We start from the raw sequence: 23,105 nt of genomic DNA, 5'->3' as shown, positions 1-23,105 counted from the left end.
AAAATGAAGAATTTTTTAATACTATTATTTATCGGAAATTTTTGTTTGGCACAACAAGCAAAAAGAAAACTAGTTTGGGAGGAGAGTTTCACCGGAAAAACTTTAAATAAACAAAATTGGAATATTGAATTGGGTGATGGCTGCCCTAATTGTGGTTGGGGAAATAGTGAAAGACAACTATATACAGATGAAAATCATAAATTAGCCAAAGGAAAACTTGTCATCACAGCCAAGAAAGAAGGCAATCAATATACTTCAACCCGAATAACCACTAAAAGCAAAAAAGAGTTTCAATACGGCCGTTTTGAAGCAAGAGCTAAATTACCTGTTGGTTATGGTATTTGGCCGGCTTTTTGGATGTTAGGTTCAAATATTAGTGAAGTTGGTTGGCCAAAAAGTGGTGAAATTGATATCTTGGAATATATCGGGAGGGAACCGCATATGGTATTTACCACTTTGCATACGCAAGACAGTCATGGAAATAGCATAAATACCAAGAAAACAAAATTCCCGAATATAGAAAAAGGGTTTCATGTATACGCTTTGGATTGGTCAAAAGACAAAATGGACTTTTTTGTAGATGATATATTAGTGTATACTTTTAATCCGATGAACAAAAACGAGGATACTTGGCCATTTAATCAGCCATTTTATTTTATTATTAATATGGCTATTGGAGGTAATTTTGGAGGCCCTAAAGTTGATGACGCTATTTTTCCACAAGATTTCATTGTGGATTATATAAGGGTTTATCAATAAGATGTTTTATATTTAAATGCCTGATTTTTATAAAATTAGGCATTTATTTTATATTGTCATTATATTTCTTGTTAAATAGATTTTTGCAACACTTTTTTTTGTAACTTTAAAATAAGAATTTTAGAAAAAAACACATTCCAATTTGTAATTGTGACTAAGACAGTCGTTTAACTTAAAGTAAAACTTTAAATTTTAACAAAATTTGCCAATGAATGTTAATTTTTCTTAATTTTATTTGTTTCCTAAAAAAAATATTTGCTAAATTTGAGCATTAAATAACACTAACATTATTAGCCTATACTATAACACTACTTTTTAGAGAAATTTCTCCAATTTTAATTAACAACTAAAAGGTATAACTATGGCTAATACACAACTTCCCGACGCTTTGTTGGTTCAGGATTATGTTTCCGGTAATGAAAATGCCTTGGCTGCATTAATCAAAAGACACGAATCAAAAATTTATGGTTTTATATATTCTAAAATCTCTGACAGAGATATTTCGAATGATATTTTTCAAGATACTTTTATTAAAGTAATTAGAACTTTAAAATCAAATTCTTATAACGAAGAAGGGAAATTCTTACCATGGGTAATGCGTATTTCACATAATCTTATAGTTGATCATTATCGAAAAACTAAAAAAATGCCAATGTTTAGAGAAACAGAGGAATTTTCTATTTTTTCTATAATGTCTGATGATTCTCTTTCGATAGAAAATAAAATGATTTCAGAACAAGTCGAGATGGATATAAAAAGATTAATAGAGGAGTTACCCGTTGATCAAAGAGAAGTTTTGGTGATGAGAATGTATCAGGATATGAGTTTTAAAGAAATTTCCGAGGTAACCGGTGTAAGTATAAATACCGCTTTGGGTAGAATGCGCTATGCATTAATGAATATGAGAAAAGTTATTGATAAGCATCAAATTGTTTTGACTAATTAACAATAAAGTGAAACTTGCTCCGTTGTAATATAAAAACAAATTTATTACAATATGGCAAAAATTTACTCTAAAAAATCATTAGTTACCAAGACAATGAAACCCAGCAAAGAAATCGTTTCTTTTTTATTGAGTTATTCAAAAGCATTAAGCATTTTAAAAATTGAAGATAACAGTTTCGAAATTATAGCGAATTAAAACAGCACGCAAATACTGTCGGATGTTTTTGTATCGAAAATATTCAAGGTTCTATTTTTAGGACTTGAATAACCAGATTCCACTAGTTTTATTTTAAAATTAGTGGAATCTCCTATTTAGATGAGTTGTGTTTTTTTGAATAGTCTTCTAAAACGGTCTTTCTTCCAATTGTTTTGGTAATGATATCCTTTTCTAAATCCCAACCGCGCGCTGGTGAGTATTCCCGTCCGTACCAAATAATTTGTAAGTGTAAATCATTCCATATTTCCTCCGGAAAAATACGTTTTGCATCTTTTTCTGTTTGAATCACATTTTTTCCATTCGTCAAATTCCATCGGTACATCAAGCGGTGTATGTGCGTGTCGACAGGAAAAGCAGGAACTCCAAAAGCCTGAGACATCACCACACTCGCCGTTTTATGGCCCACTGCCGGTAATTCTTCTAAAAACTCAAAACTTTGAGGCACTTTTCCGCCGTGTTTATCAATTAAAATATGTGACAAACCATGAATTCCCTTTGATTTCATTGGCGATAAGCCACAAGGGCGTATGATGTCCTTAATCTCTTCTACCGAAAGTTTAATCATGTCATAAGGATTATCCGCTTTGGCAAAAAGCAAAGGTGTAATTTGATTCACGCGAACATCCGTGCATTGCGCCGAAAGTAAAACCGCAATCAATAAAGTATAGGGATCTTTATGATTCAGCGGAATAGGAATCGTTGGGTATAATTCTTTTAACGTATTTATAACAAACGTTACGCGTTCCTGTTTATTCATTATTCATTAAATTTGAAGTGTAAAGAAAACTAATTTTAGTCTTACTTGCAAAGTTCAAATTTAAATTCAATTCAAATAAATCAAAAATCTAAAGTCAAATATCTGAAATCACAAATTAAATGTGCCTAATCAAGTTTTGCGGTGCAATACCGAAACTTCTGGAATCGCTTTTACAGTTTTTTTTCTAAGCAATTGCTTTAGCTTCCTTCGGTCGCTGAGCAATCACAAGAAAAAATAACTATAAAAATTCCGGGGTTTTCACTTCACCCTGAGCATAAAACCTAACAACTAAAACCCAAAAATATGACAACATTAAAAAAAGGAGATAAAGCACCTGATTTTTCAGCACTGGATCAAGACGGTAAAACGCATCAATTAGCTGATTATAAAGGAAAAAAACTAGTGGTTTTCTTTTATCCAAAAGCAAACACACCGGGATGCACCGCCGAAGCTTGTGATCTTAGAGATAATTTTGAGCGTTTCAAAGCCAATAATTATGAGCTTCTGGGTGTAAGCGCTGATGCGCAAAAAGCACAGGCTAAATTTAAAGAAAAACATGACTTTCCTTTTCCATTATTGGCTGATGAAGATAAATCGGTAATTCAGGCTTTTGGAGTTTGGGGCCCAAAAAAATTCATGGGAAAAGAATACGATGGTATTCATAGAACGACTTTTGTAATCGATGAAAACGGAATTATTAATGAGGTAATTTCAGATGTAAAAACTAAAGCACATGCTGCTCAAATACTGAAGTAAATTTTCAGATTTCAGAAGGCAGATTTCAGAAAAAAAGCCAAGAACGATATATTTTATCTTTCTTGGCTTTTTATTATATGAATTTAGTTTTCCAGTTTTTACGGTGATTTTCTATCTGAACACTGCGACTGAACACTGAATACTATAATTAATTGCTTATTTTTAATATTTTATTTGGATCATACCCAAAAAGTTGGTGTTCCTTAATGATTTCCGCAATTCCGGAAGGAAGCATAATTTCCCAACCCGGTTTTCCGTGATTAATCATGTTTAGCACTTCACGAGAGAATACTTCCAGAATATTAGGATCGTAATCAACAATATCAACCACTTTTCCATTGAACTTGAAGAATTTGTACAATTCTTTCATTCTAGGATGTACTTTCAGATTGTCTGACGTAATAATTTCACCGTTTTCGCCAATCATTGGATATAAGAAAACTTTCATGTCGCGGTAAAATAATTTTCCGAAAGCTTCCAGAATTCCACCGCTTAAATGGCGATAGTATTTTTCATCAAAAATATCAACCAAATTATTTACGCCCATGGCTAATCCCATTCTGGCTTTGGTATAATTGGCAAAATATTCCACCACTTTATAGTATTCCTGAAAATTAGAAATCATTACCGTTTGTCCAAGTGAACAAAGCAATTCGGCTCGATCCATAAAATCTCTTTCGTCAATTTCTCCATCAGAACGTAAGTTTGATAAGGTAATTTCAAAGACGACGAGTGTGTTTTCTTTTTCAACTTTATTTTCTTCAAGAAACATTTTTAATGATTTCTCATACATGTCCATGTTTACTTTTGTGACAGGACGAAAGCTTCCTCTAAAAGCAAGAATATTTTTTTTGTATAATATGGCTGCAGGAAGTATGTTTTTTCCATCTGGATTAAACATAACCGCATCCGTCATTCCATTTTTGACTAGTTGTAAACTCATTAAGCGATTATCAACATCAGCAAAACGAGGTCCTGAGAAATTGATGGTATCGATTTCCAGTTGATCCTTGTCTAAATGGTCGTATAAATAACGCAACAAACGTTTTGGGTCATTGTATTTGTAGTAAGCGCCGTAAATTAGATTTACACCAAGAATACCAAGGGTTTCCTGTTGTAATCGCACATCGGTTTCCTTAAAACGAATATGAATTATAATTTCATTATAATCTTCATCCGGTTCAATTTGATATCGAATACCAACCCAACCATGTCCTTTAAATTGTTTTGCAAAATCGATAGTGGCTACGGTATTAGCATAGCTGAAAAACAGTTTATTGGGGTGTTTCTCTCTACTCAATCGCTCTTCAATTAATTGACCTTCGAAGGTTAGCATTTTTTTTAGTCGGCTTTCCGTAACATAACGGCCATCGTTTTCTATACCGTAAACGGCATCACTAAAATCTTTGTCATAGGCTGACATTGCTTTTGCGATCGTACCGGATGAACCTCCGGCTCTAAAAAAATGTCTGACAGTTTCTTGTCCGGCACCAATTTCGGCAAAAGTTCCGTAGATATTTTCATTCAGGTTAATACGAAGTGCCTTGTCTTTTGTAGAAGGAATTTGTTCGATGACTTTGTCACCTTTTAGTTTTATTTCAGTACCCATTTTGTTTTAAATATGGCGAATATATTGCAAAGTTAGTTAAAATGGTTTCTAAAGAAGGAGAATTAATCCTATTTTTGTAAAAAATTATGATACCGTTGAAGATATATTTTTTAGGCACAGGAACATCTCAAGGAATACCTGTTATCGGGAGCAATCATTCGGTGTGTAAAAGTACTGATTTTAAGGATAAAAGGCTTAGAGTGTCCGTCTGGATCTCTTGGGGTGATCATTCTTTCGTAATCGATTGCGGACCAGATTTCAGGCAACAAATGCTTTCGTCAAACTGCCAGAAAGTAGACGGGATCCTATTTACTCATGAACATGCAGACCATACTGCAGGTTTAGATGATATTCGCCCGTTTAATTTTAAACAAGGCGAGATACCTATTTATGCACATCAACGAGTAATTGAAAACCTAAAAAGGCGTTTTGATTATATTTTTGAAACCAAAAACAGATATCCAGGAGCACCTTCTGTGAAAACTATTGAAGTGGTCAATAACCATCCTTTTTCTATTGGAGATAAAAAGGCAATTCCAGTTAATGTGATGCATGGAGATCTTCAGGTTTTTGGCTATCGGATTGATGATTTCGCATATTTGACAGATGTGAAAACAGTTGAAGAAAGTGAAATTCAAAAATTAAAAGGTCTAAAAATCTTAGTGGTAAATGCTTTACGTGAAGAACCGCATAATACACATTTTAACTTGCAGGAAGCCTTAGAGTTTATTGCTTTGCTACAACCACAAAAAACGTATATTACTCATATTAGCCATATTCTTGGTTTCCATGAAGAAGTACAAAAAAAACTGCCTGAAAACGTTTTCTTGGCATACGATAATTTACAAATTACAATTTAAAATTACTCAAAATGAAAAGATCATTAATGCTCTACCTTGTTATTCTTATTGTCCTCATGAATATTTATACCTACATGTTTCTGAGTAAGGAAGTAGCTTTCGAACAAGAAAGATATACAAAAGTGACTACAAAGTTGAAAGACAGTTTGAAATCTGTTGCCAATAAAGTAGCAGATGCCAACTATTTTTCTTTGGAAAAAAATGAAAATGCGCAAAATTATTTTGATTCCGGGAGCGGTGAAAAAACTATTCAATACGAAAAATTAATTCCAGTTGTAACGGAAAAATTACTGGATTACAATTCAAATCCAAAAGGGAATCCTTATACTGGACAAGATCAAATTGGGGCCAATAAATTTATCATCAATAAAGTGAGAATCCTGAACCACCGATGGATTATTGCAGACTATAGTGATGGAGAAATTTGGGGAGAAGTTTTATTGAAATATTTTGTCAATGATGATGAAACTATTGCTTTTGAAGTAAATCAATCGTTGCTGTATCAAAAGTAAAATATTCAAATTCAGCCGCAGTTTTAGTGTTTGATGATTCTGAAAACTGCGACTGAATACTGAATACTAATTTTCAAGCAACCAATTTTTAAAATCGTAAAAATTTTGTGGCGCTACACCATGACCCACAGGATATTCTTTATAGGTAGAATTGATACCTAATTTTTCCAAAAATGGTTTTGTTTTTCTGGCCCATTCTACAGGGATTACCTGATCAGCCGTTCCATGGGAATGAAATATTTTTAGTTTTGAAAGATCATTTCGCAAGTAATTTTCTTCTAAAATTGGTTCGCTTACATAACCGCTTAAAGCAACTACTCGTTGTATTTTTTCAGGATGCGATAAAGCTATCGCATAACTTAAAATAGAACCTTGGCTGAAGCCAACCAAGGTAACATTTTTAGAATCTATCGGATAGGTTTGAATTAATTCATCAATAAATTGAGCGATTAAATCCCTTGAAATTTTTGCCTGTTCATGATCTGAAAATTTATTTTCATCAGCATCAAAATTGATAGCATACCAGGCATAAGCGCCATATTGCATGTTATATGGTGCTCTCGCTGAAACGATATAATATTCCTCTGGAAGTTCAGTTGCAAACGAAAATAAATCTTCTTCATTGCTGCCATAACCGTGAAGTAAAAGCACAAGAGGGTTTTTGTCTAATTTTATTTTTGGTTCCCTAACCAAATATTCAAGTGATAACTTCATTTTATTATGATATGTTTGAAAACCATTTTTGAAAATAAGCCCCTAATAATGGCATTGGTTTTGTTTCTCCTTTTATAGCGCTAAATATTCCATAAGACCATAAAACAGAAACAAAAACCCACATTGGCGCAGAAATTAGTAAACTGTCAAAATTGCTGATAATCAATCCTAATGATATAAATGTTAGAGTAATTCCTAATCCTTGACGAATATGAAAAGAAGCAAAAGTGTTTTTATCGTCGGAGTTCATTGACATTGCTATGAAAACTCCAATACCTAAAATGTAACTTGTTATGGCTGCTGTTTTTCCTGTCTCAATAGTGTTGTTCATTTTTTTATGCTAAAATTATTTTTTGCTGATTCAGAATTCCGTAGACTTTTCCTTTAATTTCCAAACCAAGAAAAGCAGAATTTTTAGATTTTGATAAGATGTTTGATTTGGTAAAAATGCTTAGTGGTTCCGGATTGAATAAAGTTAGATTGGCTTTTGAACCTTCTTCGACGGAGTAACTTTCGATACTGAAAATAGCTTTTCCTGCAGTCAATTTTTCAATTATAGTTTCTAATGGAAGAACCGTCATCAAAGCACCAAAAGCACTTTCTAATCCAATTGTTCCATTTTTGGCAGTATCAAATTCCATTTTTTTATGCTCAATATCTATCGGATTATGGTCTGAAGTAATCATATCTATCGTTCCGTCTTTTATTCCTTTTAGTAATGCCTTTCTATCCGTTTCTGTTCGTAATGGTGGCGAAACTTTGTATCTGGTATCAAATCCTTCTAATGTTGAATCGGTTAAAACCAAATGATGAACGGCAACACTGCAAGTTACATTCAATCCTTTTGCTTTAGCTTCCTTGATCAATTGAACTGATTTTGCAGTTGAAATGGTTGGAATGTGCAATTTCCCTCCGGTATATTCCAGTAGAAACAGATTTCGCGCAATTTGTAATTCTTCGGCAAGATTTGGAATTCCTTTTAGTCCTAATTGAGTAGAAACAATACCTTCGTTAGCGACTCCGCTTCCTTTAATTTTGTCATCCTGAGCAAATGCAATCACCAGTCCATCAAAATCCTGTACATATTGTAAAGCTATTTTGAGCAAATTGGCATTATCCAAGCTTTTAGTATAATCTCCAAAAGCTACAGCGCCCGCTTTCTTCATATCATATAATTCCGCCATGTCTTTTCCATCACTTTCTTTGGTCAAAGCACCAATTGGGAAAAGCTGCGTGGCGAATCCAAGCGCTTTGTTCAATACAAAATTGACTTGGGACTGATTGTCAATAATAGGAAAGGAGTTGGGTTGTAACGCAATTGCGGTAAAACCACTTTTTGAAGCGGTGTTAAGCCCGTTTTCAATAGTTTCTCTGTCTTCATAACCAGGTTCTCCAAATGAAACACTACTGTCAAACCAGCCTTGTGAGACATGCAAATTATCGAGTTTTACCTCTTCAGCATTATCTGAATTTGGAAGAGATTTTCCAATTTTTTTTATAAAACCATCAACAATTAAAATATCTAAAGTCTGGTTATGAAAAGGACTTTTTGAATCAATAATTTTGGCGCCTCTGATGATTATTTTCATAGGTATTTTTTAATTATTTGAACTTCGTTTCTATTTCACGAATCTTATAATTGCCATTTCAGTTAACAGAAATAACAGCGCAAAGATAACAAACCATTTCCAAATTTGATTATCGGTTTTGTTAGTTTGTAAGGTGTCAAAAAATGTTGAAGTAGAATCGATTATTTTGTATTCAGAAAGAAGGCTTTCATTGACTTCAACCAAATTACTTTCGGTTCGATTGTAATTGAAACTGATGTTTTCCAACCACTCTTTTTTGTTATATATTTCAAAGTTTCCAGCCTGTTCCGGATAATCGTTGAAATTCATTTTGATCTTATTATTGAGGATTTGTTGAACAGGGATAAATTGTTCTTCGGAACCTTTTACGGTTAGAATATCATCTTTGTTTAATGAAGCGGCAGTTAAATGGGGATTGTTATTTCCTATTAACAAAGCATTTATGCTGTTGTTTTGATTGTTTAATGCCATCTTGTAAAAAGTGGGCACAATTAATGGCGATTGCTGGAAATTTGAATTTGTGGCGTTAATTGGTGCCGAGAAAACATAAACGGATGAAACAGGATTCTGTATCGCCGTCAAGAAAATACTTTGGTCTTCATAAGATAATGCGGCAGGACTTGAACTGGTTACTACAAACGAATTTTTTGTTTTTGGATATTGAAAGTTCTTAACCTTATTCTCAAAAACGGAGTTGAACAATGGATGGCTGAAATTAATTTTAGTGATTAATTTTTCTTTATTTTCTAAAAAATTGAATTTTACGTTACCAAAATTTATCAAAAATGCATTCATATTTACACTTGTTGATATAGCCGATGGAATCACAATCAGATTACCTCCTTTTTCTACAAATGATTTTAATGTGGTTTGCAATGCTTGAGGGATTTCGTCCAATTCATTCAACACAATGACGTCTTGATCTTGCAGCTTATTGTAATCCAATGAGTTAATAGTAAAATTATTATAAACGAATTCATTACTGGTATAAATTCGGGATAAAAAATTGCTTTTTTCGTCTTCGCCGATACTGATCACGTTAATTTTTTTAGTTTTAGAGATACTAAAATAGTAAGTGTTGTCATACGCCAAACCATTGTCAACTATGGAAACATAACCATGAAACGTTTGTTTGGGTATGGTGAAAAGAATGTTTTTTTTCTTCGTTTCAAAGTTTACTGTGGTCTTGGCGATGAGTTTATTTTGATTGTATAATGCAATTGGAATAGCATTAATATCTTCGCCATAAGCGTTTAATTCAATGCTGATTTCATAAAAATCATGCGATGCTCCCTTGATGAATACACTGTCTATGGAAACGTTGTTTTTTTGCTCTGCTTTTGGAATAATAAATTTCAGCGAATTGATTGCATCACTACTTTTTAGTTGTTTTTGGTTTAAATCAATGGCATCCGTAATTATCACAACATCTTTTTTGAAAGCTGATTTACGCGCTTTTAACTGTGCCATTATGTTGTCTAATTGGAATGGAATGGCACTGTATTTAAGCTTCTGTAAGCTATTTCGAATTGATTTTATATCGGTGTTCCAATAATTTTCGGAATTGGTAAGTAAAGAAAAATGCAGATTTTCAGGAGTTTCTTCCAGTAGTTCCTGAATGGCACGTTTTAGCAATTCTCCCTTTTTTCCCTTGGCTTGCATGCTAAAGGAATTGTCCAGAATAATATACATTTCATTGGTAGAATTTTCTTTTTCTATTGCTTTAAAAGCCGGCTGTGCGAAAGCGATAATGACACATGTCATCAATAACAAACGACTGGTAAGTAGCAGCCATTTTTTTATTTTGGAGCTTTTTCTGGTTTGTATGGAGAGTTCTTTTAAGAAACGAACATTAGTGAAATATTCTTTTTTGAAACGGCGTAATTGAAATAAATGAACCAAAATTGGCACGATCAATATAAAAAGAAAGTATAAAATTTCAGGATTTTTAAAATACATTCTGATGTTGAGTTTACGTCACTTTATTTTGTTTTCAATGTAGTTCATTGAATCCGGTTAGTCAAAAATACAAATTTGTTAACAGTTTTTGATGAAGTTGTTGTATTTTTTCAAGGGAACAAATAAATGAGATTCTTTATAAATAATATTGTGTATTTTTAGCTTTTCAATATACTACGTAAATATGAAAAAATATTTTTGCTTTTTCCTTTTAATTTTCGCTTTAGCAACAATTCATGCTCAAAAAAACAAACTCAATTTGATTATTGGAACCTATACCAATAGTTGCGAAAGTAAAGGAATTTATGTGTATGAATTTGATTCAAAGACAGGTGATTTCAGTTTTAAAAATGCCACTGCAAATGTCATAAATCCAAGCTATTTGACGGTTTCACAGGAAAATGACTATGTTTATTCCGTAAATGAAAATGGCGTCGAAAGTACAGTAAGTTCTTTTAAATACAATGCTTCCAGCGGGAAATTGAACTTTATCAATAAGCAAAGTTCAAAAGGAGCGGATCCTTGTTATATTATCAATGACGACAAAAATGTAATCGTGGCCAATTACTCTGGCGGGAATATTTCTGTTTTTGGAAAAAATAATGATGGAAGTATTTCTGAAGCCAAACAAATAGTGCAACATTATGGAAAAGGAATAAACGCTAAAAGACAAAAAGGACCTCATGTGCATATGGTTCATTTTTCGCCAGATAAAAAGTTTGTTTTGTCCAATGATTTAGGGAATGATAAAGTGTATTCGTATCAATACAATCCAAATGCTACTAATGAAATATTGAAAATTAAAGATAGTATTTCTGTAAAATCGGGAAGTGGTCCAAGACATTTGACTTTTAGCAAAGACGGAAAATTTGTTTACTTATTACAGGAATTAGACGGAGCGTTAACGGTTTTTAGTTACTCCAACGGGATATTGAAAAAAATTGATGAGACTACTATTTTGGCGAAAGATTTCAAAGGGACTTTTGGTTCTGCGGATATCCATATTTCGCACGATGGGAAGTTTTTGTATGCTTCTAATCGAGGTGAAGCCAATACTATTACAATTTTTAAAATTCTAAAAAACGGAAAATTACTATTGAAAGGGCAAGCAAGTACTTTGGGAAAAGGACCAAGAAATTTTGCGATTGATCCTTCTGGAAAATTTCTTTTAGTAGCGCATCAATACACGAATGATGTGGTTATTTTTAAAAGAAATAAAACTACTGGAGCACTTGCAGATACTGGAAAAAGAATTAATCTATGTTCACCGGTTTGTTTGGTTTTTACAAAAAATTAGGTCTATAGCACTCAAATAAAAAAGGCTAAAAAATGATTGTCATTTTTAGCCTTTTTCTTTTATTATTTATTCTTGTCTTTTCTCTTTTTGTCTCTAGTTTTTAACATGTTTCTATTTACTGAACCGTGTGTTTTCTTCTTCGTTACGCCAGGTCCACCTAGATTGACTTTCTTATTCTTTTTACTTTTCTCTTGAAAAGCACCGTCTCCCTCAAGTTTCTGTTTTTTCATCATAAACTTAATCGGCTGTCTGTCTTTTTCAGGTTCGATTAATTTAGATGAAACTTCAACTGTTTCCGGGAAAAGTTCGATTGCTAATTCCATGTTCATCAACACTTCAATCTCGACTTTCGATTCTTCCTCACGAGGCGCGATAAGACTTATTGCTGTTCCTTTCGCATCAGCACGACCGGTTCTACCGATTCTGTGCATATACAATTCCGGCATTTCTGGCATTTCAAAATTGACAACATGGGTAATATTTGAAATATCCAAACCTCTCGCCATAATATCAGTAGTGATCAAACCACGTAAATTTCCTTCTTGGAACGAAGCCATGGTACTCAAACGATAATTTTGAGATTTGTTTGAGTGAATTACTCCAAATTCTCCTTCAAAATCTTCCTCGATTCGTTCATGAACCATATCAGAAATCTTCTTGTTATTTACAAATACCAAAACACGACTCATGTCTTCATTGTTTTGCAATAAATGTTTTAGAAGGTTTATTTTAGTATTAAAGTTGGGAACTTGATAAGAAATTTGTTTTATATTTTCCAATGGTGTTCCTGATGCAGATAAGGTAACTTCTTCCGGATAATCAAAATAGTCATTCAAAATCGCATCTACTTCATCGGTCATCGTTGCTGAAAACAGGATGTTTTGACGTTTTTTTGGCATCATGGCCAAAATAGAGGTCAATTGGGTACGGAAACCTAAATTAAGCATCTCATCAAACTCATCGATCACCAGCTTTTGCATTTCTTCAAAACGAATCACATTATCTAGCGTTAAATCCATGATTCTTCCCGGAGTTCCCACTAGTATGTCGCAACCTTTATAAACGGTTGTTTTTTGAGTATTTATATTAACACCTCCAAAAATACCGACAGTACGAACCGACATGTATTTTGTCAATTTTTCTACTTCTTCAACAACCTGTACTACAAGCTCACGCGTAGGAACCAGAATTACAATTTTAGGAGTATGTCCCGGAGTAAATTTATATAATTTCAATAAAGGCAACAGATAAGCAAACGTTTTACCTGTACCGGTTTGAGCAATACCCATCATATCTCTTCCTGACATTATCACAGAAAAAGTTTTTTCCTGAATAGGAGTAGGTGTTGTAAATCCTAAATCGTCTATTGCTTTTTGTACGGATTTAGGAAGATTGAATTGCTCAAAAGTAGTCATTTGCTTAAATTTTTTGCAAAGATAGTCTTTTTGAATGTAATGAACGTATAAGATTTTAAGATGTTGATTTATAGTAATTTACGATTGATATTCTGTATTTGGGTTAATTATTTAATTGTTTAGTATTTTTTACTCGAATTTTAATTCCCAAGATGATTTAAGTGAATAAATCCAAAAGAAGCTGCCGGGGTCAAATATTATTTTTTGGTGCACAAAAGCAGAAAAAGAATCATTAACAATTAATTAACCAGAATATATTGTTAAAACCCTTCAAAAACACCTAGTCCAAATAAAGCAAAATCATATTTTACCGGGTCATTTGCATCAAATTCTCGAAGTTGTAAATCCAATTCTGTTAGCGCTTTACCATCATTTTGTTTTCTGGTCAGCAGGCCAAGTTTTCTGGCAACATTTCCGGAATGTACATCCAAAGGACAGGATAAAGCAGCAGGGGAGATGCTTTTCCAGATTCCTAAATCAACTCCTTTATTGTCTTGTCGAATCATCCATCTGAGAAACATATTAATTCGCTTAGCCGCTGAATTATTCAGAGGATCCGAAATATGTTTTTGAGTTCTATACTGATGTGGAATTTCAAAGAATATTTTCTTGAAATCATGGATGCTTCTTTGGGTAGATGCTGTCTCAATTCCTTGAGATTGGGTAAAAACAGTTTCTAAGCCACCATGATTTTTATAAATGTGCTTCAAACTTCTGATAAAAGTCGAAAAATCCTGTCCGTTAAAAGTTCTATGAACGAAAGTTTCTAGTCGCTCCAAATCATTTTCGGTATGTGACATAACAAAATCGTAGGGCGCATTTCCCATCAGGTCCATCATTCTGTATGAATTTTTGATAATCATTTTACGATTCCCCCAAGCAATTGTTGCACCTAGAAATCCAGCGATTTCAATATCTTCCTTAAGGGAAAATAAATGGGGAATTTGCACAGGATCACTTTCTATGAATTCAAGGGTGTTGTATTGTACTACTTTTTCGTCTAGAAAATCTTTAAGTTCGGAATGATTCATAATTGGAACGCAGATGACACGGATTGAACAGATTTATACGGATTTTGTTTTATCTTAATACTGAGCAACAAACTCTCAATGCTATTTCTTACCCATTTATATTATTTTTGATAGTAAAATAGTAGCTATTGAGCTTATAGGACTACATAAAACGAATAAAAAATAATCAATTTTTTTGAAATTTTTAAAGTTGGTTAAATAAGCAATTATTACCATTGTAATTATTGACAAAGCAAAAAAACAAAGGATGTAAATTCCTCCTCCAAGAGCACTTTAAGTATTTTTTGTTTTATTATTTATATCCAAGACAAGATAATTAATTACAAAAAAAAACATTATCATAAAGGTTCTAAGAAATTTCATCGTTCTACTTTTTTGACGATTAAATTACTGCAAACTGAACACTGATTACTGACCACTAATTTGTCCATCCACCATTACTAGTTTTCGGTCTGCCATGTTTGCTAATTCTTCGTTATGAGTCACAATCACAAAAGTTTGTCCCAGTTCATCTCTTAATTTGAAAAATAGCTGATGCAAATTTTCAGCTGATGCAGTATCTAAATTTCCCGAAGGTTCATCGGCAAAAATGATTGCCGGTTTGTTGATCAGTGCTCTAGCAACAGCAACACGTTGTTGTTCTCCTCCCGAAAGCTCGTTAGGTTTGTGATTCATTCGATGGGAAAGACCAAGATAGGTTAATAGCTTTTCGGCTTCAATCTCGGTTTCTTGTTTGGATTTATTGGCAATGAATGCAGGAATGCAAACATTTTCCAGCGCCGTAAATTCAGGTAGTAATTGATGAAATTGGAATATAAAACCTAAATTTAAATTTCTGAATTTGGACAATGTTTTGTCAGACATCGTCAAAATATCTTCGTCGTTGATTCGTAATTCTATTTCATTTTCTGTGTTTACTCCCCCTTCGGGGGTTGGGGGGCTTGGTTTGTCTAAAGTTCCAAGAATTTGCAATAACGTCGTTTTTCCGGCTCCCGAAGCACCAACGATAGAAACAATTTCTCCTTTTTTGATATCTAAATCAACCCCTTTCAAGACATGAAGTTGATCGTAATATTTATGTAAATTTTTGGCATGTATCATTTTGAAACTATTTTGACAAAGAAACAAAGATTTTAATGATTATAATATATATTTCCTTTCTACAAATTATAAACTTTAGTTAATATGGAATAATCAGTTTCAATTATTAGATTAAATTTGATTCTCAAACTCTTTTTTATCCAAAATGAGACAACTAAGTCTTTTTGTGAAAAATTAGAAAAACTATAAAAATGGAATTACAAAACGAATTAGAAGTTGCAACCTTTGCCGGAGGTTGTTTTTGGTGTACCGAAGCCGTTTTTTTAGAATTAAACGGAGTGAATAAAGTGGTTTCTGGATATATAGGCGGAAAAACAATAAATCCAACTTATAAGGATATTTGTAATGGAGACACCGGTCATGCGGAAGCAATTCAGATTTCTTTTGATCCAAATATAATACCCTTCGGAGAATTACTGGAAATATTTTTTGCAACACATGACCCTACTACATTAAATCGTCAGGGAAATGATATTGGCACACAATATAGAAGTGAAATTTTTTATAATAACGAAGCTCAGAAGCAATTATCGGAAGAGTATATCGCTTTGATGATTAAAGAAAATACCTTTGGGAAACCAATTGTAACGACTGTTTCACCAGCCTCAAAATTCTATGAAGCGGAGGATTACCATCAAAATTATTACAACCAAAATAAAGAGCAAGGATATTGCAGTTATATAATTACACCAAAGATTGAAAAATTACAAAAGGTATATACCGATAAACTCAAAAAATAACTGGCATTAGATTTGTATCTTTTTATAAAAAATAATTTTAAAAATATGGAAGCAATACAAATAGATAGAACGGATAATAAAAAACGAAACCTTATTTTGGGAATACTTTTTGACGCAATAGGAATGTTGTCGTTTACGGTGCCGTTTATCGGAGAATTCTCTGATGTTATTTGGGCTCCAATAGCGGGTTATCTGATGACAATAATGTATAAAGGAACGGTAGGGAAAGTGGGAGGAGTTTTTACTTTTTTGGAAGAAATAATACCATTTTCTGATTTTATCCCATCATTTACATTGACTTGGATTTACAACTATTTGATAAAAGCAAAAACGCCCAGTAATTGACTACCGTGTGGACACAAAAATAGGATGGGTTATTAAACACGAATTTGAAGAATTTGACGAATTATTTTGTGCAAATTCTTGAAATTCGTGTTTAACTTTTTAATATCAACTTAAAAATCAGTGTAAATCGGCTTAAACAGTGTTATCTGTGTCCTATTTTTAAACTTTTGTGCAGGCGACAGTAGTAATTGAGGCATTTTTTTATTCTTTAAGTAGAAAGCCAAAACCCATTTGTTTTATCATATTCTTCTCAAAGGCCCAAAAGAATTTAAATTGTCCAAAAACAAATCCTACTAAGACTAAAAGTACTTGATATAACGGAAAAATTAATAGTAGTCGGACAGGAGTGAACCAATAGCCTAAATCTGGTTTAGTTATTCCTAGCCAAAAACAAAATGGTTTTGACAGCCATGCTGAAGCGGAACCAGTAATTGCAAAAACAATAAATATAATGACGAGTTGAAAATTAGTTTCAATCCCCCATCGTTTTTTTAATTTCTCCATCTTTATTTATAATGATTACAAATATAAGAAGATTATCTTAAGGGAACATAACCAAAAAGTTTTTGTTTATAGGTGTTTTGAAAATAAACCATGTAATTATAGATTAAGTAATTTACCTCATATCCATAATCAACGTTGGAATCATAATTTATGGTCATTTCATATAAATTTGGACTGTAACGCATGGGTTGTAAAACACGATTGTTCCATTCGCTAACCCATATTCGATTTTTACTTTCTAAATAGGATTGTGAGTGATAATTTCTTGGCAGTGCATTGGCAGCAAGCCAAGTACTGAAACCCGGATCAATTATTATAACTTCATATTCAAGTTTGTCATTGGCAATTCGCACAGTATCATTTGGAGTTGCAATTGGTTTATCTGTTTTTGTAAAACTTGAATTTGAAGTTTTACAACTAAAAAGAGAAACAAAAATGATCACTATTATGTAAACGTTATTTTTCATGATATCTAAAATTATATCATAAAGTTACAAAAAAACAAATAACTGATTATTAGATTTATAACAAAAAACAGGATGCCTTTTGGATATCCTGTTTTTTATTTAATTGCAGAAAAACTATTTCATTAAACTAATAATTTGTGAAGCTAATTCAGTACCGATTCGGTCTTGCGCTTCTCCGGTTGCCGCTCCAATATGTGGAGTCAGCGAGATTTTATGATTCATCAAGATGGCCATTTCAGGAGTTGGTTCGTTTTCAAAAACATCCAATCCTGCGAATAATACTTTTCCGCTGTCTAATGCTTTTACTAACGCTACTTCATCAATAACACCGCCACGAGCACAGTTTACAATACCTATACCATCTTTCATAATTGCTAGTTCTTTCTCTCCAATGATGTAACCATCTTGAGCAGGAACGTGTAATGTTATGAAATCAGATTCTTTGAATAAAGATTCCAATGATTGAGAAACGATAGTAGTTGTAATCGATTGACCGTCAAAAAACGCCACTTTAATATCAACTTGTGGGATGAAACTATCGGCAGCTATCACTTTCATTCCTAAACCTAAAGCCATTTTAGCGGTAGCTTGGCCAATTCGTCCAATTCCTACGATTCCAAGCGTTTTTCCTCTTAATTCGATTCCGTTTGCGTATGCTTTTTTCAAACCTTCAAAGTTTGTATCTCCTTCAAGAGGCATATTTCTGTTAGAATCATGCAAGAAACGAACACCAGAAAATAAATGTGCAAAAACCAATTCTGCCACTGATTCTGAGGATGAAGCTGGAGTATTGATTACGTGAATTCCTTTGCTTTTAGCATAGTCCACATCAATATTATCCATTCCTACGCCACCACGACCTATGATTTTCAATCCTGGGCAAGCGTCAATGATATCCTTACGAACTTTAGTGGCACTTCTTACCAAAACTACACTTACATTATTTTCGTTTACAAAATTAGCCACTTGTTCCTGCGCTACTTTTGTCGTTATAACTTCAAATCCACCTTTTTCTAAAGCTAGAATTCCACTTTTAGAAATTCCGTCATTGGCTAATACTTTCATTTTTTATGTCATTGCGAGGAATAAAAAAATCATCCTCATATTATTTATTATTTTATTTTTTTGGAGCTTTTTCCCGCTTTCCATTGCAATCTTTTATGTTTTTAAAGAAAAAACATAAAAGGATTTCCATTTCAATCGGGGCTAGGTATTCAGAATTCAATTGGTATTTTTTGTGAAACTGAAAACTAAACTTTTGCTTCCAATTCTTTCATTACATCCACTAATACTTGAACACTTTCCAGAGGAAGTGCATTGTACATAGAAGCTCTGTAACCACCTACTGAACGATGTCCAGGTAATCCAGAAATTCCGGCTTCTTTCCACATTGCATCAAATGTTGCTGCATGAGCTTCATCATTCAACAAGAAAGTGGCATTCATGTTCGAACGATCTTCTACAACCGCTGCTCCTTTAAATAATGGATTTCTGTCTATTTCTGCATAAAGCAATGCCGCTTTTGCATTGTTTATTTTTTCGATTGCAGCAACACCGCCAAGATTTTTCAACCATTGCAGCGTCAACAAAGAAGCGTAAACAGGGAAAACAGGTGGCGTATTATACATACTTTCTGCTTTGATATGTTTGGTATAATCCAACATGCTTGGGATTATTCTGTTATTTTTACCTAAAATTTCCTCTTTTACAACAACCAAAGTAGTTCCTGCCGGACCCATATTTTTTTGAGCTCCTGCATAAATCAAATCAAATTTTGAAAAGTCTAATACTCTGGAAAATATATCAGAACTCATATCACATACAATTGGCATATCAAGTGACGGAAATTCCTTCATTTGTGTACCAAAAATAGTGTTGTTACTGGTGCAATGGAAATAATCTGCATCTGTCGGTACAGTGTATCCTTTTGGAATATAATTGTAATTTTCTTCTTTTGAAGAAGCAACAACAACAGTGTCGCCAAAAAGTTTTGCTTCTTTTATCGCTGCTGCCGCCCATGTGCCTGTATCAAGATAAGCGGCTTTTCCACCTTCTTTCATCAAGTTGTAAGGAGCCATGATAAATTCTAAACTAGCTCCGCCAGCAAGAAATAATGCTTGATATCCTTTGCCTTCAAGGCCTAAAAGTTCAATAGCAATTGCTCTGGCTTCATCCATAACGGCAACAAAGTCTTTGCTTCTGTGCGAAATTTCTAAAAGAGATAAACCGGAATTGTTGAAATTTAAAATCGCTTGTGCTGATTTTTCAAAAACTTCTTGCGGTAAAATACAAGGTCCTGCGCTGTAGTTGTGTTTTTTCATGGTGTAGTTGATGTCCAAAAAATTAAAGTGCAAATTTCGACAATAGGAGTTTAAAATGCGTTAATTAATTCGAAATAATTGAACTTTTTTCGCCTATATTGTTAACAAAAATGAAATTGTATCGGTGTTATCTGCGTAATTCCATAATCGGGGATTTTGAGTCTGTCCAAAAGCCACACTGTTTTCAATAGTGCTATCAGCTACAATACATTGTATTTGCTCGCTTTCGGATTGTAATCGTAATTGTAAAGCATTGATATTTTCATAGTATTCGTAAAAAACACTCGAAATGGGGGAGGCGTGACTTTTATCTTCTTTTAAAGTCAAAAATCCGTTATCCAATAATTTAAAATTACTCATCAGGAAAACAGCCTTGTTGTAGTCGTAATTATTGGCATATTTTTCATAATGAATGACATCTTGATATTCAAAAATAGCTTCAAAAAAACCTACGAAAGAATAGTCTTTTGGTACAAAAAGTTTAGACACATTACGACAACCCAATCCAAAATATCTAAAAATATCTTCGCCAAGTGCCGTAAGTTGTTCTTTGGTTTCCTTACCGGTCAAGACAGCAACTGAGTTTCTGCTTTTTCGGATGATGGACGGTTTATCTTTAAAATAATATTCAAAATAACGCGCTGTATTATTGCTTCCCGTTGCTATAACGGCATCAAAATTATCTAGTTTTCCATCTACAAAATGTATGCTGTCAGCCAATTCAGGCTCAATGGCTATAATATATTTAGCCAAAAAAGGCAATAAATGTTGGTCATTCGAGGACGTTTTAACCAATACGTTATGACCGGTAATTAATACCGACAAAAAATCATGAAAACCAACTAATGGAATATTTCCCGCGAGGATTAAAGCAATGTTTTTAGAATTATCCGTTTGAAAATCATAAGCGGATAGCCATTGGTTCAAATTTTCTTCAGTAAGCGCTTCTGACCAGGAATGAATAGAAAAATAGACCTGTTCCGGAGTGTACCAGCCATTATGAGATTGTGATAGTTTTATTAAAGCAATAAAATCATCAAAGAATAAATCGTTACCTAAAACACCATCTTTTTTAATAGTATTATCTTCAGAAAATTGACTTAAGAATTTTCCTAATTCAACAAAAACACTTTTTTTTGTTTCTAATGTCATAATGTTTGCTTATGAATAGTTTTGATTGTAATTTTGCACAAAAATAAGCTATAAAAAGTATAGTTAAAAGATTAAAAGAGGAAAGATATAAGAATCTCAAATCCTAAATCTTATTTTTTAAATCCTAAATTAAAAAGATGGCAATTATAATAACTGATGAATGTATCAATTGTGGTGCTTGTGAACCCGAGTGCCCAAATACAGCAATATACGAAGGAGCCGACGATTGGAGATATAAAGATGGAACCAAACTTAAGGGAAAAGTAATTTTGCCTGATGGTACTGAGATTGATTCTGACGAAGCTCAGACCCCAATTTCAGACGAGGTGTACTACATCGTTCCGGGAAAATGTACCGAGTGTAAGGGATTTCATGATGAACCACAATGTGCTGCTGTTTGTCCGGTAGACTGTTGTATTCCAGATGATAATCATGTAGAAACGGAAGAAACCTTGCTGAATAGACAAGCTTTTTTACACAACGAATAAATATAAGTTGTATTTAAATCAAAAAAATCCTGAGTTTATTCAAACTCAGGATTTTTTTATTGATGGATATTGCTTCTTAATTATTTGACAATAACATAAGTAGTTACCGTCACTTTGTCGGTTTTATCATCGTAAGTCTCTAAAACCAGATTTCCATTAGCTTCAAAATAACCATAAGAAGTGGCATTTTTTGTTCTGTAAATATAATTGTTATTTGATGTTTTTCTTAAAACGGCAGCTTTTTTACCATCTGGCAAAAACATGGTATAACCGCTTTTATCAGTAGTGACTTGATATTTTTTTCCGTCTAAATTGTAATAAGCAGATCGGTCAACTTCAATTACTTTAGTTACACCATTTGCAGTGACTGCTGTCGTTGCAGTTACCTGCACAGGGCTTTCTTTTACATCTTTATTCAAAACATTAGATTCAGCATCTTTCAATTCAACATTTTGAACTTCTTTGATTTCCTGGCTTTGGATTATTTTTTTAGCGCCTTGTGAATCTTTAGTTGTCGTAGTATTAGTTTTGACTTCTGATTTTACATTTGTATTTTGAGCTTGAATATTTAAGGTAAATAAAAAAGCTGCAACACCTAATAGTATAGTTTTCATAATATCTAATTTTAATAATTTTTAAGTTGTAAAGATATAGCAGGTTGACTTTAAGTTTGTTGTATAATTTAGCTGAAAATTTATAATATTCACACAAAAAAATCCTGAGTACTAACTCAGGATCTTTTGTTATTTTTTACGAGCCACAATCACATACGTGTCGTAAGCATAGGTTTTTCGATCAATTGTCTTGATTATTTCGAAACCATTTAAATATAGAAATAATTGTATTTCATTTAAGGTAAATACGCGAACAGTCGAAAAATCATCGGCTATTATTTCTTTCTCGCCATCCTTAATCATGTAATATTGGGCTGTCCATTCCAACATGAAATTTTCTGCTGAAGTTATTTTCCAGTTGCTGTTTCTATAATAATTGATTCCTTCGTACTTTGCCTCATGAATAATGATAGGATTCTCTTTGGTATATGGAATATAACGATTGGCATCTATAAAATCAAAAATAACAATTCCGTTGCTTGTTAAATTTTTATAAATGGATTCAAAAGTATTATTGATATCTTCGTTTGTAATCATATAACTGGTAGAACGACCTGTAATTAGGATTGAATCCACGGGTTTTTCGAGTTGAAAATCCCGCATGTCACCAGAAATAAAATGGCAGTTTTTATTCCTTTCTTTGGCAATGGCAATCATACTTTCGCTGTAATCTAATCCTGTATATTCTTGCTGATTTTCTTGGAATCTTTTAGCCAGATTACCTGTTCCACTGCCTATTTCCAGAATAGTTTCACAATTGTTTTCTTGGATTAAATTATTGTAGAAACGATATTCCTCATCATAATCGATGAAAGTTTGGTACATAGCATCAAAAATTGCCGCCATTTTTCCGTCATATAGATTTGTCATAATTTTTAGATATACTATAAAATTAAGCAAAAATAACATATAAAAAAAGGGCTGTCATCTGACAGCCCTTTTTCAAAATATTC

26 protein-coding genes are annotated in these 23,105 nt (G+C 33.0%); 10 read left to right on the top strand and 16 right to left on the bottom strand.

Features of this window, described 5'->3' with window-relative positions; translation table 11 throughout:
* The first annotated feature begins 3 nt into the window (after window positions 1-3).
* The 3 genes from ACFX5E_RS01275 to ACFX5E_RS01265 all read left to right on the top strand — a co-directional run bounded on the left by ACFX5E_RS01275 (window position 4) and on the right by ACFX5E_RS01265 (window position 1,900).
* Complete coding sequence (locus tag ACFX5E_RS01275) at window positions 4-759, top strand: glycoside hydrolase family 16 protein (RefSeq protein WP_379853354.1); 756 nt, start codon at window positions 4-6, stop codon at window positions 757-759.
* A 361-nt stretch (window positions 760-1,120) separates the two neighbouring features.
* Window positions 1,121-1,705: an RNA polymerase sigma factor gene (locus ACFX5E_RS01270; RefSeq protein ID WP_379853353.1), complete on the top strand. Its 585-nt coding sequence runs from the start codon at window positions 1,121-1,123 to the stop codon at window positions 1,703-1,705.
* Between the two features lie 51 nt (window positions 1,706-1,756).
* Window positions 1,757-1,900, top strand: a complete 144-nt coding sequence (locus tag ACFX5E_RS01265) for a hypothetical protein (protein WP_379853352.1) — start codon at window positions 1,757-1,759, stop codon at window positions 1,898-1,900.
* A gap of 112 nt (window positions 1,901-2,012) precedes the next feature.
* Here the strand turns inward: ACFX5E_RS01265 and ACFX5E_RS01260 are convergent, their stop codons facing one another.
* Window positions 2,013-2,678 (bottom strand): endonuclease III domain-containing protein, encoded by a 666-nt coding sequence (locus ACFX5E_RS01260; protein ID WP_379853351.1) that lies wholly within the window; start codon window positions 2,676-2,678, stop codon window positions 2,013-2,015.
* A gap of 303 nt (window positions 2,679-2,981) precedes the next feature.
* Here ACFX5E_RS01260 and bcp point away from each other — a divergent pair, with 303 nt between their 5' ends.
* Window positions 2,982-3,434: a thioredoxin-dependent thiol peroxidase gene (gene bcp / locus ACFX5E_RS01255; protein WP_379853350.1), complete on the top strand. Its 453-nt coding sequence runs from the start codon at window positions 2,982-2,984 to the stop codon at window positions 3,432-3,434.
* A gap of 148 nt (window positions 3,435-3,582) precedes the next feature.
* Here the strand turns inward: bcp and ACFX5E_RS01250 are convergent, their stop codons facing one another.
* The gene (locus tag ACFX5E_RS01250) at window positions 3,583-5,043 is read right to left on the bottom strand and encodes a TonB-dependent receptor (protein ID WP_379853349.1); all 1,461 of its coding nucleotides are present in this window, start codon (window positions 5,041-5,043) and stop codon (window positions 3,583-3,585) included.
* Between the two features lie 95 nt (window positions 5,044-5,138).
* On the opposite strand from ACFX5E_RS01250, the gene ACFX5E_RS01245 reads away from it, so the two are divergent.
* Entirely contained in the window at window positions 5,139-5,903 is a 765-nt protein-coding gene (locus ACFX5E_RS01245) for an MBL fold metallo-hydrolase (protein WP_379853348.1), read from the top strand.
* An 11-nt stretch (window positions 5,904-5,914) separates the two neighbouring features.
* Entirely contained in the window at window positions 5,915-6,415 is a 501-nt protein-coding gene (locus tag ACFX5E_RS01240; protein WP_379853347.1) for a hypothetical protein, read from the top strand.
* 66 nt (window positions 6,416-6,481) lie between these two features.
* Here ACFX5E_RS01240 and ACFX5E_RS01235 read toward each other — a convergent pair whose 3' ends face one another.
* From ACFX5E_RS01235 to ACFX5E_RS01220, 4 genes are read right to left on the bottom strand one after another with little or no spacing between them, the layout of a single operon-like run.
* Entirely contained in the window at window positions 6,482-7,129 is a 648-nt protein-coding gene (locus ACFX5E_RS01235; RefSeq protein WP_379853346.1) for an alpha/beta hydrolase, read from the bottom strand.
* A 4-nt stretch (window positions 7,130-7,133) separates the two neighbouring features.
* Window positions 7,134-7,460: a hypothetical protein gene (locus ACFX5E_RS01230; RefSeq protein ID WP_379853345.1), complete on the bottom strand. Its 327-nt coding sequence runs from the start codon at window positions 7,458-7,460 to the stop codon at window positions 7,134-7,136.
* 4 nt (window positions 7,461-7,464) lie between these two features.
* Window positions 7,465-8,718 (bottom strand): dihydroorotase, encoded by a 1,254-nt coding sequence (locus ACFX5E_RS01225; RefSeq protein ID WP_379853344.1) that lies wholly within the window; start codon window positions 8,716-8,718, stop codon window positions 7,465-7,467.
* Window positions 8,719-8,748: 30 nt separating this feature from the next.
* Entirely contained in the window at window positions 8,749-10,677 is a 1,929-nt protein-coding gene (locus ACFX5E_RS01220; protein WP_379853343.1) for a vWA domain-containing protein, read from the bottom strand.
* Window positions 10,678-10,861: 184 nt separating this feature from the next.
* On the opposite strand from ACFX5E_RS01220, the gene ACFX5E_RS01215 reads away from it, so the two are divergent.
* Window positions 10,862-11,974, top strand: coding sequence for a lactonase family protein (locus ACFX5E_RS01215; protein WP_379853342.1), 1,113 nt, complete (start codon window positions 10,862-10,864; stop codon window positions 11,972-11,974).
* Window positions 11,975-12,036: 62 nt separating this feature from the next.
* Here ACFX5E_RS01215 and ACFX5E_RS01210 read toward each other — a convergent pair whose 3' ends face one another.
* The 3 genes from ACFX5E_RS01210 to ACFX5E_RS01200 all read right to left on the bottom strand — a co-directional run bounded on the left by ACFX5E_RS01210 (window position 12,037) and on the right by ACFX5E_RS01200 (window position 15,521).
* The gene (locus ACFX5E_RS01210) at window positions 12,037-13,389 is read right to left on the bottom strand and encodes a DEAD/DEAH box helicase (protein WP_379853341.1); all 1,353 of its coding nucleotides are present in this window, start codon (window positions 13,387-13,389) and stop codon (window positions 12,037-12,039) included.
* A gap of 260 nt (window positions 13,390-13,649) precedes the next feature.
* A complete protein-coding gene (locus ACFX5E_RS01205) occupies window positions 13,650-14,420 on the bottom strand; it encodes a TIGR02757 family protein (RefSeq protein ID WP_379853340.1) in 771 nt (256 codons plus the stop codon).
* A 408-nt stretch (window positions 14,421-14,828) separates the two neighbouring features.
* Complete coding sequence (locus ACFX5E_RS01200) at window positions 14,829-15,521, bottom strand: ABC transporter ATP-binding protein (RefSeq protein WP_379853339.1); 693 nt, start codon at window positions 15,519-15,521, stop codon at window positions 14,829-14,831.
* A 191-nt stretch (window positions 15,522-15,712) separates the two neighbouring features.
* Here ACFX5E_RS01200 and msrA point away from each other — a divergent pair, with 191 nt between their 5' ends.
* Together msrA and ACFX5E_RS01190 are read left to right on the top strand one after the other, a co-directional pair.
* On the top strand, window positions 15,713-16,261 hold the full coding sequence (gene msrA / locus ACFX5E_RS01195) for a peptide-methionine (S)-S-oxide reductase MsrA (RefSeq protein ID WP_379853338.1): 549 nt from the start codon (window positions 15,713-15,715) through the stop codon (window positions 16,259-16,261).
* Window positions 16,262-16,306: 45 nt separating this feature from the next.
* A complete protein-coding gene (locus tag ACFX5E_RS01190; protein WP_379853337.1) occupies window positions 16,307-16,606 on the top strand; it encodes a hypothetical protein in 300 nt (99 codons plus the stop codon).
* 201 nt (window positions 16,607-16,807) lie between these two features.
* Here the strand turns inward: ACFX5E_RS01190 and ACFX5E_RS01185 are convergent, their stop codons facing one another.
* The 5 genes from ACFX5E_RS01185 to ACFX5E_RS01165 all read right to left on the bottom strand — a co-directional run bounded on the left by ACFX5E_RS01185 (window position 16,808) and on the right by ACFX5E_RS01165 (window position 21,050).
* On the bottom strand, window positions 16,808-17,110 hold the full coding sequence (locus ACFX5E_RS01185; protein WP_379853336.1) for a DUF6787 family protein: 303 nt from the start codon (window positions 17,108-17,110) through the stop codon (window positions 16,808-16,810).
* Between the two features lie 32 nt (window positions 17,111-17,142).
* Complete coding sequence (locus ACFX5E_RS01180) at window positions 17,143-17,577, bottom strand: DUF6146 family protein (protein WP_379853335.1); 435 nt, start codon at window positions 17,575-17,577, stop codon at window positions 17,143-17,145.
* A gap of 114 nt (window positions 17,578-17,691) precedes the next feature.
* Window positions 17,692-18,642, bottom strand: a complete 951-nt coding sequence (locus ACFX5E_RS01175; protein WP_379853334.1) for a D-2-hydroxyacid dehydrogenase — start codon at window positions 18,640-18,642, stop codon at window positions 17,692-17,694.
* Between the two features lie 185 nt (window positions 18,643-18,827).
* Window positions 18,828-19,898 carry a 3-phosphoserine/phosphohydroxythreonine transaminase gene (gene serC, locus ACFX5E_RS01170; RefSeq protein WP_379853333.1) on the bottom strand — a complete coding sequence of 357 codons (1,071 nt, stop codon included), beginning with the start codon at window positions 19,896-19,898 and terminating at the stop codon, window positions 18,828-18,830.
* A 93-nt stretch (window positions 19,899-19,991) separates the two neighbouring features.
* Window positions 19,992-21,050: an acyl-CoA reductase gene (locus ACFX5E_RS01165; RefSeq protein WP_379853332.1), complete on the bottom strand. Its 1,059-nt coding sequence runs from the start codon at window positions 21,048-21,050 to the stop codon at window positions 19,992-19,994.
* A gap of 137 nt (window positions 21,051-21,187) precedes the next feature.
* Here ACFX5E_RS01165 and ACFX5E_RS01160 point away from each other — a divergent pair, with 137 nt between their 5' ends.
* Window positions 21,188-21,538 (top strand): 4Fe-4S dicluster domain-containing protein, encoded by a 351-nt coding sequence (locus tag ACFX5E_RS01160; RefSeq protein WP_379853331.1) that lies wholly within the window; start codon window positions 21,188-21,190, stop codon window positions 21,536-21,538.
* A gap of 80 nt (window positions 21,539-21,618) precedes the next feature.
* On the opposite strand, the gene ACFX5E_RS01155 is transcribed toward ACFX5E_RS01160, so the two are convergent.
* Both ACFX5E_RS01155 and ACFX5E_RS01150 read right to left on the bottom strand, forming a co-directional pair.
* Window positions 21,619-22,152 (bottom strand): hypothetical protein, encoded by a 534-nt coding sequence (locus ACFX5E_RS01155; RefSeq protein ID WP_379853330.1) that lies wholly within the window; start codon window positions 22,150-22,152, stop codon window positions 21,619-21,621.
* A gap of 129 nt (window positions 22,153-22,281) precedes the next feature.
* Window positions 22,282-23,022 carry a class I SAM-dependent DNA methyltransferase gene (locus tag ACFX5E_RS01150; RefSeq protein ID WP_379853329.1) on the bottom strand — a complete coding sequence of 247 codons (741 nt, stop codon included), beginning with the start codon at window positions 23,020-23,022 and terminating at the stop codon, window positions 22,282-22,284.
* Window positions 23,023-23,105: the final 83 nt, after the last annotated feature.

Origin of the sequence: Flavobacterium xylosi, from assembly GCF_042787345.1 — a bacterium.
Classification (GTDB): domain Bacteria; phylum Bacteroidota; class Bacteroidia; order Flavobacteriales; family Flavobacteriaceae; genus Flavobacterium; species Flavobacterium xylosi.
This window is presented reverse-complemented; position numbering and strand designations above follow the sequence as displayed.

What these genes read in the sequence shown, in the direction of transcription:
- ACFX5E_RS01230 (WP_379853345.1), bottom strand. Translation starts at nt 7,460, where the DNA reads ATGAACAACACTATTGAGACAGGAAAAACAGCAGCCATAACAAGTTAC.
- ACFX5E_RS01200 (WP_379853339.1), bottom strand. Translation starts at nt 15,521, where the DNA reads ATGATACATGCCAAAAATTTACATAAATATTACGATCAACTTCATGTC.
- ACFX5E_RS01250 (WP_379853349.1), bottom strand. Translation starts at nt 5,043, where the DNA reads ATGGGTACTGAAATAAAACTAAAAGGTGACAAAGTCATCGAACAAATT.
- ACFX5E_RS01260 (WP_379853351.1), bottom strand. Translation starts at nt 2,678, where the DNA reads ATGAATAAACAGGAACGCGTAACGTTTGTTATAAATACGTTAAAAGAA.
- ACFX5E_RS01215 (WP_379853342.1), top strand. Translation starts at nt 10,862, where the DNA reads ATGAAAAAATATTTTTGCTTTTTCCTTTTAATTTTCGCTTTAGCAACA.
- ACFX5E_RS01190 (WP_379853337.1), top strand. Translation starts at nt 16,307, where the DNA reads ATGGAAGCAATACAAATAGATAGAACGGATAATAAAAAACGAAACCTT.
- ACFX5E_RS01205 (WP_379853340.1), bottom strand. Translation starts at nt 14,420, where the DNA reads ATGAATCATTCCGAACTTAAAGATTTTCTAGACGAAAAAGTAGTACAA.
- ACFX5E_RS01155 (WP_379853330.1), bottom strand. Translation starts at nt 22,152, where the DNA reads ATGAAAACTATACTATTAGGTGTTGCAGCTTTTTTATTTACCTTAAAT.
- ACFX5E_RS01150 (WP_379853329.1), bottom strand. Translation starts at nt 23,022, where the DNA reads ATGACAAATCTATATGACGGAAAAATGGCGGCAATTTTTGATGCTATG.
- ACFX5E_RS01220 (WP_379853343.1), bottom strand. Translation starts at nt 10,677, where the DNA reads ATGTATTTTAAAAATCCTGAAATTTTATACTTTCTTTTTATATTGATC.
- serC (WP_379853333.1), bottom strand. Translation starts at nt 19,898, where the DNA reads ATGAAAAAACACAACTACAGCGCAGGACCTTGTATTTTACCGCAAGAA.
- ACFX5E_RS01180 (WP_379853335.1), bottom strand. Translation starts at nt 17,577, where the DNA reads ATGAAAAATAACGTTTACATAATAGTGATCATTTTTGTTTCTCTTTTT.
- msrA (WP_379853338.1), top strand. Translation starts at nt 15,713, where the DNA reads ATGGAATTACAAAACGAATTAGAAGTTGCAACCTTTGCCGGAGGTTGT.
- bcp (WP_379853350.1), top strand. Translation starts at nt 2,982, where the DNA reads ATGACAACATTAAAAAAAGGAGATAAAGCACCTGATTTTTCAGCACTG.
- ACFX5E_RS01210 (WP_379853341.1), bottom strand. Translation starts at nt 13,389, where the DNA reads ATGACTACTTTTGAGCAATTCAATCTTCCTAAATCCGTACAAAAAGCA.
- ACFX5E_RS01270 (WP_379853353.1), top strand. Translation starts at nt 1,121, where the DNA reads ATGGCTAATACACAACTTCCCGACGCTTTGTTGGTTCAGGATTATGTT.
- ACFX5E_RS01240 (WP_379853347.1), top strand. Translation starts at nt 5,915, where the DNA reads ATGAAAAGATCATTAATGCTCTACCTTGTTATTCTTATTGTCCTCATG.
- ACFX5E_RS01175 (WP_379853334.1), bottom strand. Translation starts at nt 18,642, where the DNA reads ATGAAAGTATTAGCCAATGACGGAATTTCTAAAAGTGGAATTCTAGCT.
- ACFX5E_RS01165 (WP_379853332.1), bottom strand. Translation starts at nt 21,050, where the DNA reads ATGACATTAGAAACAAAAAAAAGTGTTTTTGTTGAATTAGGAAAATTC.
- ACFX5E_RS01265 (WP_379853352.1), top strand. Translation starts at nt 1,757, where the DNA reads ATGGCAAAAATTTACTCTAAAAAATCATTAGTTACCAAGACAATGAAA.
- ACFX5E_RS01185 (WP_379853336.1), bottom strand. Translation starts at nt 17,110, where the DNA reads ATGGAGAAATTAAAAAAACGATGGGGGATTGAAACTAATTTTCAACTC.
- ACFX5E_RS01160 (WP_379853331.1), top strand. Translation starts at nt 21,188, where the DNA reads ATGGCAATTATAATAACTGATGAATGTATCAATTGTGGTGCTTGTGAA.
- ACFX5E_RS01225 (WP_379853344.1), bottom strand. Translation starts at nt 8,718, where the DNA reads ATGAAAATAATCATCAGAGGCGCCAAAATTATTGATTCAAAAAGTCCT.
- ACFX5E_RS01275 (WP_379853354.1), top strand. Translation starts at nt 4, where the DNA reads ATGAAGAATTTTTTAATACTATTATTTATCGGAAATTTTTGTTTGGCA.
- ACFX5E_RS01235 (WP_379853346.1), bottom strand. Translation starts at nt 7,129, where the DNA reads ATGAAGTTATCACTTGAATATTTGGTTAGGGAACCAAAAATAAAATTA.